This is a genomic window from Flavobacterium sp. (assembly GCF_028712645.1).
Taxonomy (GTDB): Bacteria; Bacteroidota; Bacteroidia; order Flavobacteriales; family Flavobacteriaceae; genus Flavobacterium.
In genome coordinates, this window is record NZ_JAQTPQ010000026.1 from 1 (window position 1) to 21,804 (window position 21,804).

Annotated in this window: 16 protein-coding genes; 11 read left to right on the forward strand and 5 right to left on the reverse strand. The window is 35.2% G+C overall.

Features of this window, described 5'->3' with window-relative positions; all coding sequences use genetic code 11:
* From PHC28_RS03455 to PHC28_RS03465, 3 genes are all read right to left on the reverse strand, one after another.
* On the reverse strand, positions 1-522 hold the full coding sequence (locus tag PHC28_RS03455; RefSeq protein WP_300096594.1) for a DUF6155 family protein: 522 nt from the start codon (positions 520-522) through the stop codon (positions 1-3).
* A gap of 2 nt (positions 523-524) precedes the next feature.
* Complete coding sequence (gene cas9 / locus PHC28_RS03460; protein WP_300096595.1) at positions 525-5,918, reverse strand: type II CRISPR RNA-guided endonuclease Cas9; 5,394 nt, start codon at positions 5,916-5,918, stop codon at positions 525-527.
* A 639-nt stretch (positions 5,919-6,557) separates the two neighbouring features.
* Positions 6,558-6,983 carry a helix-turn-helix transcriptional regulator gene (locus PHC28_RS03465; protein WP_300096596.1) on the reverse strand — a complete coding sequence of 142 codons (426 nt, stop codon included), beginning with the start codon at positions 6,981-6,983 and terminating at the stop codon, positions 6,558-6,560.
* A 157-nt stretch (positions 6,984-7,140) separates the two neighbouring features.
* Here PHC28_RS03465 and PHC28_RS03470 point away from each other — a divergent pair, with 157 nt between their 5' ends.
* Both PHC28_RS03470 and PHC28_RS03475 read left to right on the forward strand, forming a co-directional pair.
* The gene (locus PHC28_RS03470; RefSeq protein ID WP_300096597.1) at positions 7,141-8,031 is read left to right on the forward strand and encodes a hypothetical protein; all 891 of its coding nucleotides are present in this window, start codon (positions 7,141-7,143) and stop codon (positions 8,029-8,031) included.
* 196 nt (positions 8,032-8,227) lie between these two features.
* Positions 8,228-8,614: a hypothetical protein gene (locus PHC28_RS03475; RefSeq protein ID WP_300096598.1), complete on the forward strand. Its 387-nt coding sequence runs from the start codon at positions 8,228-8,230 to the stop codon at positions 8,612-8,614.
* 218 nt (positions 8,615-8,832) lie between these two features.
* On the opposite strand, the gene PHC28_RS03480 is transcribed toward PHC28_RS03475, so the two are convergent.
* Positions 8,833-10,422, reverse strand: coding sequence for a peptide chain release factor 3 (locus PHC28_RS03480; RefSeq protein WP_300096599.1), 1,590 nt, complete (start codon positions 10,420-10,422; stop codon positions 8,833-8,835).
* A gap of 247 nt (positions 10,423-10,669) precedes the next feature.
* On the opposite strand from PHC28_RS03480, the gene eno reads away from it, so the two are divergent.
* From eno to PHC28_RS03505, 5 genes are all read left to right on the forward strand, one after another.
* Positions 10,670-11,962, forward strand: coding sequence for a phosphopyruvate hydratase (gene eno / locus PHC28_RS03485; RefSeq protein WP_300096600.1), 1,293 nt, complete (start codon positions 10,670-10,672; stop codon positions 11,960-11,962).
* Positions 11,963-12,104: 142 nt separating this feature from the next.
* Complete coding sequence (locus PHC28_RS03490) at positions 12,105-13,388, forward strand: citrate synthase (RefSeq protein WP_300096601.1); 1,284 nt, start codon at positions 12,105-12,107, stop codon at positions 13,386-13,388.
* A 67-nt stretch (positions 13,389-13,455) separates the two neighbouring features.
* Positions 13,456-14,370 carry a dimethylarginine dimethylaminohydrolase family protein gene (locus tag PHC28_RS03495; protein ID WP_300096602.1) on the forward strand — a complete coding sequence of 305 codons (915 nt, stop codon included), beginning with the start codon at positions 13,456-13,458 and terminating at the stop codon, positions 14,368-14,370.
* Between the two features lie 55 nt (positions 14,371-14,425).
* Positions 14,426-15,364, forward strand: a complete 939-nt coding sequence (ctlX, locus tag PHC28_RS03500; RefSeq protein WP_300096603.1) for a citrulline utilization hydrolase CtlX — start codon at positions 14,426-14,428, stop codon at positions 15,362-15,364.
* Positions 15,365-15,394: 30 nt separating this feature from the next.
* Entirely contained in the window at positions 15,395-15,760 is a 366-nt protein-coding gene (locus PHC28_RS03505; protein ID WP_300096604.1) for a CoA-binding protein, read from the forward strand.
* A 378-nt stretch (positions 15,761-16,138) separates the two neighbouring features.
* On the opposite strand, the gene PHC28_RS03510 is transcribed toward PHC28_RS03505, so the two are convergent.
* Entirely contained in the window at positions 16,139-17,647 is a 1,509-nt protein-coding gene (locus tag PHC28_RS03510; RefSeq protein ID WP_300096605.1) for a sodium:solute symporter, read from the reverse strand.
* A 386-nt stretch (positions 17,648-18,033) separates the two neighbouring features.
* On the opposite strand from PHC28_RS03510, the gene PHC28_RS03515 reads away from it, so the two are divergent.
* The 4 genes from PHC28_RS03515 to gmd form a co-directional block, all read left to right on the forward strand.
* On the forward strand, positions 18,034-18,636 hold the full coding sequence (locus PHC28_RS03515) for a hypothetical protein (protein ID WP_300096606.1): 603 nt from the start codon (positions 18,034-18,036) through the stop codon (positions 18,634-18,636).
* Positions 18,608-19,462 (forward strand): nucleotidyl transferase AbiEii/AbiGii toxin family protein, encoded by an 855-nt coding sequence (locus tag PHC28_RS03520; protein WP_300096607.1) that lies wholly within the window; start codon positions 18,608-18,610, stop codon positions 19,460-19,462. The genes PHC28_RS03515 and PHC28_RS03520 overlap by 29 nt, the downstream gene beginning before the upstream one ends.
* Before the next feature lie 560 nt (positions 19,463-20,022).
* The gene (locus PHC28_RS03525; RefSeq protein WP_300096608.1) at positions 20,023-20,970 is read left to right on the forward strand and encodes a GDP-L-fucose synthase; all 948 of its coding nucleotides are present in this window, start codon (positions 20,023-20,025) and stop codon (positions 20,968-20,970) included.
* Between the two features lie 149 nt (positions 20,971-21,119).
* A partial coding sequence (gmd, locus tag PHC28_RS03530) for a GDP-mannose 4,6-dehydratase (RefSeq protein WP_300096609.1) occupies positions 21,120-21,804 on the forward strand: 685 nt, incomplete at its 3' end.

The following is a 21,804-nucleotide window of genomic DNA, read 5'->3' on the forward strand; positions in this document are numbered from 1 at the left end:
CTATTCTGGGTAATACTGATAATACACATCTTCTATATCATCTGCAAAACCATAACCACAAGGAGATGCCCATTTTACGCACTGTTCGGCACGAAGCCTAAATTGTTCTAACAAATTTTGTCGGTCTATAAATTCTAATGCAGCTTTGTAATTATTATATGCCGAATTGTAAAACTGTTCGGAATAATCACCATACAAAGCGGTAAGTTCGCAGGCACTTTCTGGCAAATAAAGCATCACATCTGCCAAAGATTCTGGCGAGGTTTGTAGGTTTTTAAAATCAGAGATTGCCTTTTTTGCAACCGAAAATTTTTCAGTGCTCTTCATTGGATTTTCTACGTTAAATTCTTTACGAATAAGTTTCTTATATTTCCCAGCCAATTCTTTTTCGTTTGTTGGGTTGAGGTAGAATTTGTAGAATTCTTTTGCCGAGCTGTTTTTATCATACAAATCAAGGATGTGTTCTATCAACTGCTCTTTGTTGAGTTTTGAGAGTTCTTTTTTGAGTGCTGGTTTTGACATATTTATGCTTTTGAAATGTTTCCTAAACGGTCTATTTTGAGTTTCCAACAAATTTTCTTTATTTGAGTTTTACCATCAATCATATTTTGATTTTTATTTTGTTGACTTCCAAGTCCAAATTCATTCTGAATCAGCTCTTTTTCAGATATATGAATCTTTCCGTTTCCATTTAATTCCTTAAATATCTCTTTATTTTGCTTTCCGTGGAATCTCCAAATAGGCTTTGATACTGAATAAGGGACAAAGTTTGCTATTTCTGTACTTCCATCGACATACTTGTAAATTCTGTCTGCTTGTTCATTTGTTAGGTTTTCAAAATTAACTTTTTCAGATATTTCAATCTCTTCATCAGTTGGTACATAAACTAAATCTAAAGGAGATAATGTAAATTTCCAATTGTATTCATTTTGTTTATCATCATAAATATTATTAGCTAATGGATTCAAACGTTTTGTATTATCTTTCTTTAATGTTTCAAGTAATTCCATCAAACCAATATCTTTAAACTTTCTTTCTATAAGATTATTTCCATACTCGTCTTGGATAATATTCCCGTTTTTATCCATAGCTACTCCTTCATAAACACCAAGATAAAGATTAGAACCTGCATCATTTACCACGTATTGTTTTGACTTAACAGACTCTTCATCTTCGCTTAATGCTCGCTGATTACCAAATCCTCTGGATATTTTGACTTTTTGAATTGGCTTGTGATTTTTACCATCATTTAGTTTTCTAATATGCTCAGGTTTGTTCATTTCTTCAATAGCTTCCGGTGTAAAAGCAATTTCGGGATGTTCTTTTATTTCATCTTTAAACGGATTTTTATTTCTAAAATCTCGTTCTGTAACTTTCTCAATGAATACATTAAGCTTTGAGTAGTCTGATTTCTTGTACTTCTGATTATTAGCTCTTAAATAATCAACAAAATCATTCATTGATTTAAAACCAAACTCATTTTCTTCTACAATGGCATCAAACTCTTGCTTTTCTAACAATGAATCAAGATGAACAACAGCTTTTTCAAACAACAACTCAATAGTGTCAAATTGCTTTAAGTGATTTAGTAAAATCGCTTTTGTTCTACCAACAGAATCTGCAATTGTTTTAATTTTATCACTATTGAAAGTAACGTCTAAAGTTTGGCGTATTGTTATTTTATCTTGTTCTTCCAACATCTGTTTACCATAGAATGTAGCTTTTCCTAAACTTCTTCGGATAGACCAATTTTGCTTTTGTCCATTATCTGTATTCTGTTTTTCAAACTTGTTTTTATTCGAAGTGTTATTATATCTGTTTACAGTTTTATTAATTACCCGAAGATTTTGTTTGAAGGTTACAATGGTATCTTGCAAGGTTGTCAGAATCATCTTTTTATAATCTTGCCCAAACGAATCGAAATCTTTGTACTGATAAGACATTTCTACTACAGAATCTCGACGGGAATTTCCTGCTCCCATTTGACGAATTTCTCCAGGCAACATATAATACCAATTGTTTTCATCTTTTTCATCGTCTCTTTTTGTGAACTTAATTTTTCTTTTTAAAGTCTGTCTGTACTTTTCTATTTGCTTTTGTTTTCCAAAATTGTCTGATTTCGCATCAGCATTGATATTGTTGATGTAATTAACGTGTTCTTCTGTACACAAGGCAACTATCAAAGCGTCTAAAGCGTGATGACGGTGGTCAATACGTTTAATATCGTAAGATTCATCTTTTTCACGAATACTTTCATCTAAATTACAATCAAAGTATTTTTGCCCTGTTTTTGAAATTTGCCAATCTCCAAACAAGTTTGATTGCGTCAATTCATTCATTCGTATAAATCTTGGCGCAACCAACTCTCGCCAAACCTCTTCCAATTTCCACGCTCGTTTCAGTTCTATTGTTACACTTCCGGTAACAGGCAAAACATTCCTTGAACGGAATTCAATTTCTCCCGGCTCTCTCACTATGTGACTTAAAAGCTCCATCGCTTTACGAGCAATATGCCGTGTGTTGTTCAACTGACTGCTTGTAAATCCTTTTGGAATGTCTTTAGAGAGTAGAATCATTTTTTTAGTCCCTGAGAATTGTGTTTTTACAATATTTACATATTCTTCTTCTGTACAAACTGGAACTCCTAAATAAGCTTGTCCATTTTGAAAAGCGATAAAAGCTCTCGCTGTTTTGTCGCTTTTCAATTTGTTTAGCGCTACTTCAACAACTACTTTATTACTCAGAGAATTGTTGGTGATAGAAGCTTGTGGGAAAATATGATCTACGTTGTATTTTGTTCCATCGAACAATTCTGTTAATTTTATTATTTGTCCGGAATACGGAGAACGATAACCTTGCTCTATCCAAAGTTTATATTTTTCAAAATCTTCTTTAGTAATGTGTGACTTTTTCAGAATGTCTTCAATATCCTTTTTACTGTATGACTTATTATCAAAAAACTTTCTATCATTATTCTTGTTATGCTCAGCTCCATCTTCTGCAATTTTCAATCGTTCAAAATGGTCAGAATTCTTTGGATTTGCATTATATGAATTGTTTGCTAAAAATTCTTCTAAAACCTGTCGGATTCTTTTATTCTGAGTTCTGTTTCCAGACATATTTCTTGATTCAGATTCCTTTTCTTTAGCAGACTTTTTCAATTCCCGACCAACTTCCAAATGAATTTTAGAGAAAAAGTTCTCTTTACCTTCTCCATAATAATCCCAAATGTCAGCAACTACCTGCATCATTTCCAGTAGCACTTTTTCTGCCACTGGATTATTCAGTGAATGTTGCTTTAATTCCTGATGCAATTGTTCTCTAATATCCTTGGGAGATGTCCAATACTTTGCCTGTGCCAGTTCCGAATGGCGACCATAAACTAAATACGACGCTTGTGTAAGATTAAGTTTTGAAAAGTCATCTAGATTTTCAAATCGTCTTTCTATTTTAGGCTTAAACGTGTTGAACAAACCTTTTGGAAAAGGAATTTTTCCTGCCTGAATATCTACCGTTGATTGAATAACATTAGAATAATCTGGCTTTTCTGAGTTGAAATCAATTTTACTCAGTCTGTTCAGAATTTCATTTTTTCTGAACTCTAAACTTTCCTTCCATTTGATATACCAAGGTTCTGTTGCCCAACTATCAAATGTATCATTATTACTTAATCGAATTAAAGGCAATAATTTTTTCAATGCTTTTTCTGAATAAGCACAATACTTAGAACTAAACACAGGAAAATTTACAAAATCGTTTATGATTTTCTCTTTAATATCTTCGTCTATTTCAACTCCTTCGAAATAGTGATTGAAAAAAGTAACAGCACTTTTGTTATTATTAACTGTTTTTTCTTTATAGCTAACAGAATGCAGATAATGCCATAGCTCCAATTCCTTTTTTTGGGTTAAAAAATCGGCATACTCTGTAAAACCACAACGCTTGAAACGAGTAGCAAAACTTACTCTCGTTTCGTTGCCTTTCATTTCTTCATCTTCCGGAAAGTTCCAAGCGTAATTGCTCTCCTTTTTATTATAGTCAATCTTAAACTTCTTTTTGCAATAAGACAAAAATTGTTCTTGATTTAAAGATTTACGATTGTTCAGTTCTTCAAAAAGATCTTGATATTCTTTTTCTGTTTTGAAATATTCTTTTGAAATATCCTGATTTGTCAATGATTTACCATCGACTTCCTTTTCAAGCTGAATCAATTTTAAATTATGCAACTTATCCCAAATTCTAAATTCCTGAAAATAAGGATGCGATGCCGAAACAACTTTGATATAAACCGGTTCTTTCTTAGCTTTTATTTCTCCTGTTTCAATATCGGTTTCTTCTATCGGATTTCCTTTTTTATCTAATACCTCTTTCCAATATCTTATTTCGTATTTACAGTTGGCGATTTCAGATTTTTTACTTTTTAACGGTCTTTGATACAATAAAATATCTTCAATCAACAAATGCTGAATAGCATCCTTATTCTTTAATAACGATTCTTGATGATTGTCATTTTTAGGATATAGTGTTTTCACACATTGCTCAAACACTTTTTTGTCTTCTAGGTTGGTTTGAAATTTTTGTTGTGTGGTAATGATTTGTTTCAGTTCCTCTCGGTAGAAATCCCGATTCACTACCTGAAATATTCCTCCTATAATCTTGGTGCGATTACCTGATTTAGCATCGTTCTTTAGAATGTTGTATATATTAGGCGAAATATAACTTTTAGCACTTCCATCTGCATTTTTATATCCTTTTTCAATATTGAATATTAAAGCTTCTTTCTCGGTTTTCTTTTTGAGTAATGTCCAGTCATTTGAAGTATCGCTCAAATCAGGTTCTCGCAATTTTCTTTCTTTCCCTTGTTGAGTTTTGACATTCCCTTCATTATCGTAAACTGTTTCAACGATATAATCAAAAGGTTTATGAAGTGCATTTTTATATTTAAATGTAAAATTCTTGACTGGAGTTTTTTCTTCTATCCAACCATTTTGGTAAGTAAGTGTGTATTTATGTTTATCATTATCTTTTTCGTATTTAACGTCTTGAATTTTCAATTCATAAATATCAACGATTTTCAATTCAGTTTTCTTATCATCAACATTTCCTTGTTCATCAACTTTGGATATTTTAGTTACTTCTTTTAAATCATTTTTAAAAGTCATTTGAACTTCGGAATGTTCATTATAAATCAGACTATCATTACTGTCCAAATGAATTTCAAAATATTGCTTTCCATCTTTATCAGCTTTGGAAAAAACATCTTTCACTCGTAAATCAAGCTCTTCAATTAATTCGCCCTCTTTTACATTTTTATCTTCAACCTCCGTTTTCTCATATCCTCTTTTTTGGTTGTAGCTTAATAAAACCCACGCCAATTCTTCTAAACTTATTTTTTCAGACAAGGCTTTTTGTCTTAAATAATATAAAGTCCAATCATAAGGAATTCGTTGCCCTTTCTTATTTATCACATTTTCATCAGCAATATCTCCAATCATCTCTTTGTATGATTCCATAAAAAGAAACGTAGTTTTTTTACCTTCTTGTTTAGGTAAATAAGCTAGTTTAGGTTCTTGATTCGTCTTAAAATGCCCGCTTTTTTCTCCTTTAGCATTCGTAAAATCAATCTCAAGTTTATAATGATTTGGTAAAGCGTCCAATAAGTCAAGAACCAAATGAAGTCGATCCCTTCTTAACAAATAACGTTCATTCAATCTTCTTGGTCCTCTGCTTTCAGTTCTCTGAGCAGCCGTACTTTTAATTTTTCCTTTGCTTTCAAACTCCTTTATTTCTCCGGCATCCATCGGCAAAATACGAGAACCAAGTCCTAATATTCTAACTGTTTTATTTTCGTGATTGATTTCAATCAAAGCCCACCCAATACTATTCGTCCCTAAATCCAATCCTAATATTTTCTTCATTTCTAACTCTATTTATAATGATTTTTCTGGTTATCTAAAATAATTTCTAAATTTAATGAAAAGAAAATTAACTAGTTTACGGTTTTCCTCATTCGAACATTAAAATTTTTGTTGTATTATTGCAGTACAATTTGAAAGCAATTCACAATAAGGATTATTCCGTTGTGAAAACATTTAGTGCCTCGCCTATCTGCGGGGTTTTTTTATGTGCAAATGTTTCACTAACTCCTTGAAAAAAAATAAAAACTTGTGAGCTAAAACATTTAGTGCCTCGATTATCTTCGGTTTTTTATGCTTAATTTTTAATGACAGTCCGCAAAGTGTACCAATTATATTTTTTTCGCCACTGATTTCACAGATTCTCACAGATTTTACATATAATTACTAAAGAAATCTGTGTAAATCTTTTTAATCTGTGGCTAAGATTATCGGTTTGGTATTAGTCACGGATAGTCATATAATTTTTTTGGATTCTATCGATAACTTTAAAATTATCCAGTTTTCTGCGAGAGTAGTATTTTGGAGTAAACTACAAATAGGGGGGAGGGTTTACTTTCAGATATGTTCTGGAATGTTATATAAAACAAAACAGCCTCTCCAAGGAAAGGCTGTTTTGCAAACTAAATTAAAAATATGGGATTATTTATCTTTAAGTAGTTTTTCTAAATATTCTACTTTATCTTTTTCGGCTTGAACAAGTCTTTCATAAAGTTCTATAACCTTGTCTAAAGGATTGAATGTACAATTATGATTTACTGTAGGGCCATTATGCACTACTGAACCTTCATAATTGTTTTGGATGTTGTTGAAGATTGCTTCATCACTATAGTTTTTTATTGCTTCCGCCGTTACTCCTAATTCTTTTGCAATAAGTTGAAGTTTATTTTCATCAACAGTTTCACTTCCCTCAATGTTAGAAATGGTTTGCTGACTTACTCCAATGGCCATAGCCAAAGCTTCCTGCTTCATTCCACGAAGTTCGCGAATGCGGCTGATGTTACGTCCTAAGTGTTTTGGTTTGGCTCCGCCCAGTTCGGCTCCGCCTCGTGTTGTAGTGGTTTCCATACTTCAAATATATAAAATCTTTTAGTATTTTAAACTATTTCATTCGAAAAAAGCAGTTAAAAAGGGTAGTAAAAAACCAAGGAGATTGGTAGCATACCATTCCATTTGGTTCGGTACGGCTTTGGGAGCGTATAACTTGCGTCAAAAAGTAAAAGCTATGGAAAACGTTATACTCCCTTCACTTGAAACCCAAATCGTGGTTGATCTCCTTGTAAAAAGGCTTGGGCCTTGCACCATTTTTGCCTTTGGTTATCTCAATACTATTACTTCGGTAAGTGGTTTGTTGCCAACCCAATTGCATTCTGAAACGACCCAACATCACTTTGATATTCTTGTATTGTCGGCTAAGGCTTTCCCCAACGGCGCTTCTAACCTAGCCAATGCAATAGCAGAACAGAGTGGTAAAACCATCACTGTTTCGGTGCTTTTGCATAAAGTAACCGACTTGGCGACTAAACAAGCCAGTCAGCAGTGGTTTTTTGACCAAGTGTTTCGGTATGGAGAAAGGTTATCTCTTGATACAACCGCCTCGCCCTATCTGCTAAACCATAGACCTACAAGGAATATAGAAGGAGACAGGATTTATTGGTTCAAATGTGTGGGAGTAGCTCAGTTTCATCTGAACGCTGCTACCGAGAGTGAACAACTTGAGGTGGCACTTTGTAAAATAGCCTTATTGCATACCGCTTGCGAGCAAATTGCTTTAGGTTTACTAAGAGTGTTCTTGGGATATACTCCCAACGAATTTGGATTGAAGTATTTGTTGCAGTTGTGTGGTTCTTTTACAGACCTTCCCTCGCAATTGTTTCACCAGCAAACACCAGAAGCCATCCAACGTTATAAAATGCTTTGTGCACCACTAGGAATGCTCCATCATTGGACACGACTTACTGCCCCTGAACAAGACTTTGATTGGTTGCTCGATGCCTGTGAAGTGTTTTTAAAACAAGCCAATGCAATAGCCCTGATTGAACTAGAACGACTAGAAGATACATTTAACCCGTTGGGTGTAATTCAAGTTTTTTCTTTTAAACACCTAGAAACATAGTTATTGTTGAATTTTATTTAGTCGTTTCACTTTGACATAGCAAATCATAGCTATCCCGCTTGGTGCGAGACAAGTTGTGAAGTCAAGAAATGGGCTATCGAACTCTTTTTTCTATGATTCTAAGCGTTTCGATTTTTTATTTCTTTCGATAAGATAATTACACCCAACATTTTACATCCACTAAATTTTTATCATTATGACCCAAACAATCACACAGTTGCCTCCGGCTTTGCGCCAAATGGCAGAAAAACATTTTGTACTCCTTGAGTCTAAAAACAGAGCCAAAAAACGGGATGCTGTTCAACTCAACCTTTCCGGCTATTCGGATGTGATGTTCTTGATAGCCGATATCGTGAAAGTGAGTCTTCTGGCATTGGAATTTGAAACTAGTTCTACCCGCATTCCCGAACCCAATACCAACATCAGCGGTGTACTCAGTATTATACTCGACCTCTTACCTTATGAAGAAGCTGAATTGCTTGACCAGATACGAGAAGCCATATTGCAACCTACCGAAATACCACCGACAGAGGACTATTTATTAGAGAATATATTTTTGACAGTGCCAACAGAATTGCAATAAATAATTATTAATTAGGGGACAAGTCGCGACCTTTCCCTACACCATTCCAATGAAAATCATCGTAATAATGCATTAGAGATAGAAATGGATTTGAATAAATAGGGTAAAATTATTGAAGAAAAAATAAATTGGCTACAAGTTTAATAGGTGCTTTTAACGACTTCTCGTTGCAATTCATAATGTCTAAATCTCCAGCCTGAGCAACAAAAAAAACTTTTCTATTCGAACTCCGAAGTGAAAAACAACTTCACATTTGGGAATTTATTTTGTGTCATTTGTATTGTAAAATCCGAATCGGCAAGAAAAACCAATTGGTTGTATTTGTCATGTGCCAAGAATTTTTGTTTGATCCTTTTGAATTCTTTGAATTCTTCGCTTTTTGGATCTATTGGTTTTACCCAGCAGGCTTTATGAACTGGGAAATTCTCATAAGTACATTTAGCACCATATTCGTGTTCCAAGCGATATTGAATTACTTCATATTGAAGTGCGCCCACGGTTCCTATTATTTTTCTGTTATTCATTTCGAGCGTAAACAACTGCGCCACACCTTCATCCATCAGCTGGTCAATTCCTTTGTCAAGTTGTTTCGCTTTCATCGGATCGGCATTGTTGATGTATCTAAAATGTTCTGGAGAGAAACTCGGAATTCCTTTGAAACTCATCACTTCGCCTTCGGTCAAAGTGTCACCAATCTTGAAATTCCCAGTGTCGTGTAATCCCACAATATCACCCGGAAAGGAGATATCTACGATTTCCTTCTTCTCGGCAAAAAAAGCATTCGGGCTCGAGAATTTTAAATTCTTTTTCTGGCGAACGTGATAATAAGGTTTGTTTCTTTCAAAAGTACCTGAAACGACTTTGATGAAAGCCAAACGGTCCCGGTGTTTTGGATCCATATTAGCGTGGATTTTAAAAACAAATCCGCTCATTTTTTCTTCCTTAGGGTCAACCAATCGTGTTTCGGAATCTTTGGGTCTTGGCGAAGGAGCAATTTCAACAAAGCAATCTAGAAGTTCGCGAACACCGAAATTATTCAAAGCCGAACCAAAAAATACGGGTTGCAGTTTTCCGTCTAAATACTCCTGACGGTCAAACTTAGGATACACTTCATCAATCAATTCTAATTCATCGCGAAGTTTGTCGGCAGGTTTCTGTCCAATAATTTTCTCTAGTTCTGGACTTTTAACATCCGAAAAGGCGATGGTTTCCTCAATGTTCTTGCGGCTATCCCCACTAAACAAATTGATGTTTTCTTCCCATAAATTATAGATTCCCTGAAAATCATAACCCATTCCTATCGGGAAACTCAAGGGAGTAACGGTCAAGCCAAGTTTTTGTTCCACTTCGTCCATCAAGTCAAAAGCATCTTTTCCTTCTCTATCTAATTTATTAATAAAAACGATGATAGGAATTTTTCGCATTCTACAAACAGCCACTAATTTTTCTGTTTGTTCTTCGACCCCTTTGGCAACGTCAATCACTACAATCACGCTGTCAACAGCCGTTAGCGTTCTAAAAGTATCTTCGGCAAAATCCTTGTGTCCCGGTGTATCGAGAATATTTATTTTTTTGTCTTTGTATATAAAAGCCAAAACGGAGGTCGAAACCGAGATTCCTCTCTGGCGTTCGATTTCCATAAAGTCAGATGTTGCTCCTTTTTTGATTTTATTATTTTTTACCGCACCCGCTTCCTGAATAGCACCTCCAAAAAGGAGTAGTTTTTCAGTTAAGGTAGTTTTACCAGCATCGGGATGCGAGATTATCCCAAAAGTTCTTCTTCGTTGTATTTCTTCTAAAAAGCCCATATTTGTATCAATAGGCTGCAAAAGTACTATTTAAAAATGCGAATTCAAAAAGGAAAAAATTCAGTAAAATTTACACTATCATTCTTACTATTGGTTGTTAGAAGTCGTGAAGAGTAAGTATGTTATTATTTTTAAATTATTATAACGTTTTCGTTAATAACATTCGGGATGTTTAATAAACCATTTATTATAGAAATAATATCTTTGTAACCTAATAAATTATATATCAACATTTAAAACAATAAAAATGAGTATTATTATCAAAATTCACGCAAGACAAATTTTCGATTCAAGAGGAAATCCTACTGTAGAAGTAGATGTAGTTACCGAAAACGGTGTTTTGGGTAGAGCAGCAGTTCCATCAGGAGCTTCAACAGGTAAATATGAAGCTATGGAATTACGTGACGGTGGAAAATCTTTTCTTGGAAGAGGCGTTTTAAAAGCCGTTGAAAATGTAAATACTAAAATTGCTGAAGAATTATTAGGAACATCAGTTTTCGAACAAAACTTGATTGACCAAACTATGATTGAATTGGATGGTACACCAAACAAAGCGAATTTAGGAGCTAATGCTATTCTTGGAGTTTCTCTTGCTGTAGCAAAAGCAGCTGCTAATGAACTAGGATTGCCATTATACAGATACATTGGTGGCGTTTCTGCAAATACATTGCCTGTACCAATGATGAACATCATCAACGGAGGATCACATTCTGATGCGCCAATCGCGTTTCAAGAATTTATGATTATGCCAGTAAAAGCAACTTCTTTTACACACGCATTGCAAATGGGAACTGAGATTTTTCACAATCTAAAAAAAGTGTTACACGACAGAGGTTTGAGTACTGCTGTAGGTGACGAAGGAGGATTTGCTCCGACTTTACCTGGTGGAACAGAAGATGCTTTGGATACAATCAAAAAAGCGGTAGAAGCAGCAGGATATAAATTTGGTGACGAAGTAATGGTGGCCTTAGATTGTGCTTCTTCAGAATTTTATGAAAATGGAAAGTACGATTATACTAAATTTGAAGGTGCAACAGGAAAAATCAGAAGTTCAGAAGAACAAGCAGATTATTTAGCTGAATTAGCTGCTAAATATCCAATTATTTCTATCGAAGATGGAATGGACGAAAATGACTGGGATGGATGGAAATATTTGACTGATAAAATTGGAGATAAAGTGCAATTAGTTGGAGACGATTTGTTCGTTACTAATGTGGAGCGTTTGTCAACAGGAATCGAGAAAGGAATTGCAAACTCGATTTTGGTAAAAGTAAACCAAATAGGAACCTTGACCGAAACTATTTCTGCAGTAAATATGGCTAAAAATGCTGGATATACTTCAGTAATGTCACACCGTTCAGGAGAAACTGAAGACAATACTATTGCTGATTTAGCTGTAGCATTAAACTGTGGACAAATTAAAACAGGTTCAGCTTCACGTTCAGACCGTATGGCGAAATACAATCAATTGATTAGAATTGAAGAAGAATTGGGGAATACCGCTTATTTCCCTGGCGTAAAATCTTTTAAAGTGAAATAATTATTTAGTATAATTCTATATTAAGCCATCCGCTTCAACGGATGGCTTTTTTTTGTTGGATTAGTGATAAATATTGCTTTTTTATTTGTTATATTTTCCTTATTTTTGGAGGATAAATAATTTAACAGTCTATATATATAGTATGTCAAAAATAGCAACATTAGAAATCGATGGCAAAAAATACGAGTTTCCTATACAAGTTGGAAGCGAAAATGAAGTAGCAATTGACATCAATAAATTACGTGATTTGTCAGGTGCAATCACGATGGATCCAGGATTTAAAAACACCGGAGCTTGTACAAGTGCAATCACTTTCTTAGATGGAGAAGAGGGTATTCTGAGATATAGAGGATATTCAATCGAAGAATTAGCAGATAAAGCCACTTTTCTAGAAGTGACTTATTTGTTGATTTTTGGAGAATTGCCTACTGCAAAACAGTTGGAACAATTTGAAAATGATATCAGACGCCATTCCTTAGTCAATGAGGAAATGAAAAGTATCATTGATGGTTTTCCAAAAACCGCTCACCCAATGGGAGTTTTGGCTTCTTTGACAAGTGCTTTAACTGCTTTTAATCCAAAAGCCGTGAATCCAGATCACGAGAAAGAATTATATGAAGCGGTGTGTAAAACCATTGCTAAATTCCTCGTTATTGCCACTTGGACTTACAGAAAAAGTATGGGTTTCCCTTTGAATTATTATGACAATACAAAAGGATATGTAGAAAACTTTTTGCATTTGATGTTCCAATTGCCTACAGGACCTTATAAAGCAAGTCCCGTAATAATTGACGCCTTAGACAAATTGTTTATCCTTCACGCAGATCACGAACAAAACTGTTCTACATCGACTGTAAGAATGGTAGGTTCTTCACATGCTGGATTGTTTGCCTCTATTTCTGCAGGAGTTTCTGCACTTTGGGGGCCATTGCACGGTGGAGCTAATCAAGCAGTTCTTGAAATGCTCGAAGAAATTCACGCAAATGGCGGGGATGCTGATAAGTATATGGAGAAAGCAAAAGACAAAAATGATCCTTTTAGATTGATGGGTTTTGGTCATAGAGTGTATAAAAACTTTGATCCAAGAGCTAAAATCATCAAGAAAGCGGCAGATGAGGTTTTACAAACATTAGGAGTTGTAGATCCTATTTTGGATATTGCCAAAAAATTAGAAGCGGCTGCATTAGCTGATGACTATTTTGTTTCAAGAAAATTATATCCAAATGTCGATTTCTATTCAGGAATTATTTATAGAGCATTAGGGATTCCAACGGATATGTTTACCGTAATGTTTGCGATAGGTAGATTGCCAGGATGGATTGCTCAATGGAAAGAAATGCGAGAAAACAAAGAACCTATTGGTCGTCCTCGACAAATGTACACAGGATATACTCTGCGGGATTTCAAGACCTTAGAAAAACGATAAAATTCGATTCAAAAAGCTTCACAAAAACGTGGAGCTTTTTTTATCTTTGACAAAAACAGAGCAAAATATGTTAGCATTAAATTGTAATAATGAAACTTCTAGATTAAAGGTGGTAGTCCTAGGTTCAGCCTTTAGTAATGGACCAACTCCAACAATAGAGGAGGCCTATGACCCAAAATCATTAGAACATATTTTGGCAGGAACATATCCAAAGGAGTCTGATATGGTGGCTGAAATGGAAGCGTTCCATCAAGTTCTTAAAAAATATGGTGTGACAGTTTTTCGTCCCAAAGAGATTGAAAATTACAATCAGATTTTCACTAGAGACATTGGTTTTGTTATTGGAGATGTTTTTATTAAATCGAATATTTTGCCAGATAGGGAACGTGAATTAGATGCGATTCAATATATAATTGACCAAATTGACCCTAAGAAAGTCGTTCGTCCTCCCGAAGAAGTGCATATAGAAGGCGGTGATGTGATGCTGTGGAAAAACTATGTTTTTATTGGAACCTATAAAGGGAGTGATTATGCAGATTATATTACCGCAAGAACTAACAAAGAAGGAGTTCAATACATTAAAGAGTTATTCCCAGACAAGATTATCAAGGAATTCGACTTGGTAAAATCAAAAATCGAAGCTCGTGATAATGCTTTGCATTTGGATTGTTGTTTTCAACCCGTTGGTCAAAATAAAGGTATTATCTATAAAAGGGGATTTCGTGAAGAAGCCGATTATGTGTTTCTTGTGAATCTTTTTGGAGAGGAAAACTTATTTCATATAACCAGAAAGGAAATGTATCATATGAATTCCAATGTTTTTTCGATTGATTCCAATGTTGTTGTCTCTGAAAAAAAATTCATTCGTCTTAATAATTGGTTACGATCCAATGGGTTTATAGTCGAAGAGGTTCCCTATGCTCAAATTGCTAAACAAGAAGGATTATTAAGATGTTCTACCTTGCCTTTGATTAGAGATTAATTTTTTTAAAGATGTTAAAAAAGCAACGTCTCTGCAAAAAATAAAAAATAAAAAAATGAAACAAACTACCAATTCCATCCTAATGATTCGTCCAGTAGCATTCCGAATGAACGAACAAACAGCCGTAAATAATTATTACCAAAAGGTGTTGGACAATGTATTGCCCACAACTGTGAATGCAAAAGCACAAGAAGAATTTGACAGCTTGGTAAAAAAACTGCGAGCCGTTGGTGTAAATGTTATTGTTATCGATGATACTATAAATCCCGACACACCAGACAGTATTTTTCCGAATAACTGGATTTCTTTACACGAGAATGGTGATGTGGTTTTGTATCCAATGTTTGCCGAAAATCGTCGCGAAGAACGTCGTGAAGATGTTCTGGATATTCTGGAAGACAATGGTTTTGTCATCAATGAAATTATGGATTATACTTCTGCCGAAGAAGATGGTTTTTATCTCGAAGGAACCGGAAGTCTGGTTTTGGACCGCGAAAATGGCAAAGCGTATTGTGCCTTGTCACCTCGAGCTGATGAGGAATTATTCATAGAATTTTGTGAAGATTTCGAATTTTCACCTATCCTTTTTGAGGCATTCCAAACAGTCAATGGAGAACGAAAATTGATTTATCATACTAACGTGATGATGTGTATAGGGGATACTTTTGCTGTGATTTGTGCTGACTGCATCGATGATAAAAAAGAACGAAAAATGGTATTGGATAGTTTGCGAGGTGATGATAAAGAAATCATTTTGATTACTGAAGCTCAAGTCAATAATTTTGCGGGTAATATGCTCGAAGTGCTGGGAGCTGATGGCAGAAGATATTTGGTAATGAGCGCATCGGCGCATCAAAGTTTAACCAAAAAACAAATTGCCCAACTCGAAGAACACGTGACTATTTTGAGTTCCAATCTAGATACTATTGAAGCCTGTGGTGGGGGAAGTGCCCGTTGTATGATGGCGGAAATTTTCTTGCCAAGAGAAGAATAACAACCTATTCATTTTTTGTACTTTTGTCCTATGAAAAATAAAAAAACATTGGTTCTCGGTGCTAGCACGAAACCTGATCGATATGCATACAAGGCCATTACAATGTTAGTAGATAAAGGTCATTCTGTTTTGGCTATTGGTCAAAATGCGGGTGAAGTGGCAGGAATAAAAATCCAAACCAAAGCCATTCCTTTAAAAAACATCGATACCATTTCCTTATATCTAAATCCGGCACGCCAGCGAGATTATTACAATTACATCGTAGAATCGAAACCCAAACGCGTGATTTTTAATCCCGGAACCGAAAACCCGGAGTTCTACCAATTGTTGGAATTGAATAACATAAAAGTAGAAGTGGCTTGCACATTAGTGCTGTTGACTACGAATCAATATTAATATTTTAAAGCTTCCCATCTTCGAAAGAAAGGGAGCTTTTTTTAATCTCTTTAGGTTTAATTCCTCGAAGCTCTGCTTCGTTATTTTTGCCACAGATTTAAAGAAAGTGGTTGGACTTTGACAAAGAGTAGCTAACTGTTTTTTTTTTTTTTGCCACGGATTTGCTTCGCCTGTTCGCTATCGCTCAATGTCATTAAGTTAAGGATAAAATGATAAATTTGATTGCAGATTTTTGATTAACGATTTTTGATTTCTGATGTGCGAGACACGTAAAATCGAAGGATTTTTATTTACTAACACAAAAATCTGAAATCAAAAATCGTTAATCTTCAATCAAAAATCCCTTAACTTAATGACATTGGCCCCGAGGTAGTTTATTTAAAACCGAGTCTCCTCGACAGCTGGTTTACTAATTAGATAGAGTCCTATAAAGGTAATCAGGGTATTGACGATAATCAATTCGTTGTCAAAAATATATCCAAAAAATAGGCTGGCCGAATGCTCACTAATCAACAAAGTGAGGATTGGAGATAGCAAACAGATAATAGGCACCCACTTGTCTTTTACGGTTTTCGACTTCACAAATAATCCAAAGCAATACAATCCCAAAAGCGGACCATAGGTGTAGGAAGCCACCTTGAAAATCATTCCCACAACCGAACTATCATTGATGGAGTTAAAAACTAGAATAACCAGAAACATCAAAAAAGAAAAACTAAGATGTACGATATGTCTGGTGCGCACGATGTTAGGTTTGTTTTGATTTTCGGTTTTGTCCATTCCCATAAAGTCAACACAAAAAGAAGTTGTGAGAGCCGTCAAAGCAGAATCGGTCGTGGCAAAAGTGGCTGCAGTTAATCCCAACAAAAATACTACCGAAGGCACAATGTTTAAATGATGAAAAGCAATTTCGGGGAATAACAAATCGGTTCTAGGTTTTCCTGTAATCAAATCCGTTGGAACAGAGATGCCATTTTTATCAGCATAAATATAGAGTAGTGCACCAACACTCAGGAAGAAGATATTGATAAGTACAAATATTCCGGTAAAAGTGAACATATTCTTTTGCGATTCGCCAATAGTAGCACAACTTAGATTTTTTTGCATCAAGTCTTGGTCTAAGCCCACCATTGCGATAGTGACGAACATTCCGCCAAGGATTTGTTTTACAAAATGGAACTTGCTACCAACAAAATCGTCAAAGAAGAAAATCTTGGAATAATTGCTATTTTTCACCTCTTCAAATGCGCCAATAACACTCAAATCAAGACTAGAACAAATAAAATAAATGGTAAGAAATACCGAAGTAACTAGAAAAAAGGTTTGCAGAGCATCAGTGATGATAATGGTTTTCAGGCCACTTTTGTAGGTATAAGAAAAAATTAATATTAGCGAAAGTAAAACCGTCAAGGCAAAAGGAATGCCGTAATAATCAAAGACAAACCGTTGCAAAACAATCACCACGAGGTACAATCTAAAAGAAGAACCTATGGTGCGGCTAGCCAGAAATATGGCTGCCGCTGTTTTATAGGAATAGTGTCCTAGTCTTTTTTCGATATAGCCATAAATCGAGGTCAGGTTCATTCGGTAATACAAGGGCAACAAAACCGTTGCTACGATGATAAACCCAATAGCATTTCCCAATACAAACTGAAAATATTTAAATTGCTCGCCACTCGGAGCGCCCACCTCACCAGGAACCGAGATAAAAGTAACCCCCGAAAGCGCGGTACCTATCATCCCAAAAGCAACGAGATACCATTTCGAATTTTTGTTGGCTTTAAAAAAAGCATCATTACCACTATTATTTTTACTGGTACGATGCGAAATAAAAAACAACATCCCGAAATAAACGGTGATAAGCAGCAAGATGGTAAATGGCGTCATAGAGAGGTATTTGTTTAGGAAGCCAAAGTACAAAAAAAAATGGTTGTTTAGGTTTTGGGTTTTGGGTTGCGGGATGAAAGTTAGGAAAGGTTTGAATTGGTTAATTGTTTAAAAAAAGTCAATCGTTTAGAAGGGTTTAACGGGTTAATCGAGTTAAAAAACAATTAAACAATTCACATCTCACTATTCACCGTCATCCTGAGCTTGTCGAAGGACACAACTCACTATTCACGACTCATAACCACCAATCATCAAATGGTCTATTTATGTAAAATAAAGTTATGTAATTCGGATATATTCCGAATTAAGTATTTATATTTGTCAGTATGAATATAGAGGAAACTATAGCGGTTATTGCAGAGCTGCCTATTTCGACACAAGTGCTGTTGCCATCACTTACGGGTTATAAACGGCCCTATGACAAAATAGACAGCCTTGTAAGCGGGGGGTATCTCCAACAGTTGCGAAGAGGAATTTATGTGGCTGGAGCTAAAATTAAAACACCACATCCCGAACTTTTTTTATTGGCCAACCACCTTTATGGCCCCAGCTATGTTACTGCTGAATCGGCACTTTCTTATTGGGGATTAATTCCAGAAAAAGTTATCAGAGTAACGAGTGTCACGACACGCAAGAGTAAGTTATTTAAAACCCATTTAGGGAATTTCTATTATTTTCATATTCCACAACAAGGGTATATCATCGGTTTGTGTCAGGTACAACTTTCAAATCAACAGACGGTAATTATGGCTTCTCCTGAAAAAGCACTTTGTGATTTGATTGTTCAAACTCGAGGACTCAATTTAAGAACGGTAAGGCAAACGATGCGGTTTTTAGAAGAAGACATTCGTTTCGACACTAGGGCACTTCGAACGATGAATGAAGTACTTATTGCGGATTGTGTATCACACTGTCCCAAGTCGAATAGCTTATTAGTATTATCTAAAACAATTCAATCTTATGCTGAAACAATGGCTGGATACGTATAATCCAAAAACGATAGAAGAAACTAGAAATGCTTTGCGCGAAATTATGCAAGAGATTGCGCTAGCAGGTTTATACAGAGCAGGATTCTATAAATATGCCGCCTTTTATGGAGGAACGGCTTTGCGGATTTTTTATGGATTACCACGGTTTTCCGAGGATATGGATTTTTCTTTATTAGAAAAAAATGAATCTTTTCGTTTGAAACCCTATCTTGATGCAGTGGTAGAAGAATTTTTGTCGCTTGGTTTGAAAGTGAGCATTACCGAAAAGGAAAAAGTATTTGAAACCGCTATTGATTCTGCTTTTCTTAAATCGGATACGATTTGGAAAGAGATTCAACTGGAGGAAGCTTATCCACAACTTCATATAGGGTCTTTACCCTCGATAAAAATAAAACTTGAGGTGGATACTTTACCTCCATTGGGATTTGAAACAGAAAATAAATTGTTGCTAAAACCATTTTCTTTTTATGTACATTGTTTTACACTTCCGTGTCTGTTTGCTGGAAAGATGCATGCCTTACTTTTTAGAAAATGGAAAACTAGGGTAAAGGGTAGAGACTGGTTTGATTTTGAGTGGTATGTAAAAAACGGAATACCTATGAGTCTTTCTCATTTTGAAAAGCGGGCTAGTGATAGTGGAGCTTTAGTAGCACCCACTATTTCGCGTGAGGAGGTTGTCGCATTATTATTTAAAAAAATTGATTCGTTAGACTTCAAAAGGGTCAAAGAGGATATTGTTAGATTTATTCCTTCTGATTCAAATACTATGGAATTATGGAGCCCCCAGTATTTTAAAGATCTAGTCCTGCTGATGAAATGGGGTTAATCGAGTTAAAAAACAATTAAACAATTAACTGATTTACCACTCATCACTCACTTCTCACCGTCATCCTGAGCTTGTCGAAGGACACCACTCACTACTCACCACTCACCACTCACCAATTACCCCAAACCTAATACCCAGAACCCAATACCTCAAAAATGAGTAAATCCGTAATAGAGTTATTCAAACTACAATTATATTTGTCCCAATGCCCATTGCACGCTTATTTTTTTATATTAATAAAAGATTAAGTAAATTGGTATCTTAAATAATTATAAATAAAATACAATTAGATATTTGTTGATTGTCAGCAGTATATCTTTTTTTCTTTTTATTGAGGGGATATTTTTAAAATCTAAGTTGGGTTTTAGCACTTAAATTAGCGGATTTTTGAACTATATTTGCTTTTTAAATTATTGACCATTTCCTAATTGACGATGGGAGTGGCTAGGGCGAAGCTATGCTAATCGTTTAGTGAAAGATTAATTGTTTACTGAAATATAAATTTCACATTCAATTAAACGATTAACCACTTAACCAATAAATTGTAAAGTTTTATTATTATGGACATAAATACTAAAATATATATTGCTGGTCATAACGGAATGGTAGGTTCTGCCATCTGGAGGGCTTTATCTGAAAAAGGATATGGCAATCTGATTGGAGTTTCTAGTAAAGAGATTGATTTAAGAAATCAACAAGCAGTACAGGATTTTATTTCGCAAGAAAAACCAGAGGCTATTATTGATGCTGCGGCAAGAGTAGGTGGGATTTTGGCTAATAATAATAATCCTTATCCCTTTTTGATGGAGAACCTGCAAATTCAAAATAATCTAATAGATTCGGCTTTAAAAGGAGGGATTGAAAAGTTTATTTTTCTGGGAAGTTCTTGTATCTATCCCAAACTGGCTCCCCAACCTTTAAAAGAAGACTATTTACTTACGGGTGAACTGGAACCTACGAATGAATGGTATGCCATTGCCAAGATAACTGGGGTAAAAGCATGTCAAGCCATTCGCAAGCAATTTGGTAAAGATTATATCAGCTTAATGCCAACGAACTTATATGGTACTCACGATAATTTTGATTTGAATACTTCCCACGTATTGCCTGCTATGATGCGTAAATTTCACGAGGCAAAAAGGAATAATGAACCTGTGACACTATGGGGTAGCGGCACGCCCATGCGTGAATTTTTATTTGTAGATGATATGGCTCAGGCTGTGGTTTTTGCACTAGAAAATAAATTACCCGATTATTTATACAATGTGGGTACAGGAGAGGATTTGACCATCAAGCAATTAGCCGAAACCATTCAGAAAATAACGGGACATCAGGGTGAAATTATTTGGGATAGCACCAAACCCGATGGTACACCAAGAAAACTAATGGATATTTCTAAAATGCATGCTTTAGGATGGAAACATCAAGTGCAATTGGAGGAAGGAATCCAAAAGACCTACGACTGGTTTTTAGAAAATGTAAATCAGTTTAAAGAAGTGAAAATGTAGAAGGAGGTTAATTGGTTAATTGGTGAATCGGTTAATCGTTTAGAAAAGTTTAATCGGTTAATCGTAAATAGAATTATTAATTTCAATTAACCAATTAAACGATTAACCAAATTAGAAACATAAAATACGAATATCAAACAAAAGCATAAATGGATACCAAACAAAAAATAGCTTTTATTACTGGAGTAACTGGACAAGATGGGGCCTACCTAAGTGAGTTTTTACTAAAAAAAGGATATATCGTTCACGGATTAAAAAGACGTTCGTCTTTATTTAATACAGACAGAATCGACCATCTATACCAAGACCCCCATGTAAATCACCGTAATTTTATTTTGCATTATGGGGATATGACGGATAGTACGAACCTCACACGGTTAATTAAAGAAATCCAGCCGGATGAAATATATAATTTGGCGGCGATGAGTCATGTGGCGGTTTCTTTTGAAACACCAGAATATACCGGAAATGCAGATGGACTAGGAACCTTGCGTATTTTGGACGCCGTTCGTTTACTAGGATTGGAAAAAAAGACCCGTATTTATCAGGCCTCGACTTCAGAGTTGTATGGTAAGGTGCAAGAAGTGCCACAGTCCGAAACAACTCCTTTTTACCCTCGTTCGCCTTATGCAGTAGCTAAGATGTATGCGTTTTGGATTACGGTAAACTATCGTGAAGCCTATGGCATGTATGCCTGCAATGGAATTTTATTTAACCATGAATCGCCTATTCGGGGCGAAACTTTTGTGACCCGTAAAATAACCCGAGCTACTGCTAAAATTGCTTTGGGATTACAAGATAAATTGTATTTGGGAAACCTAGATGCTAAGCGAG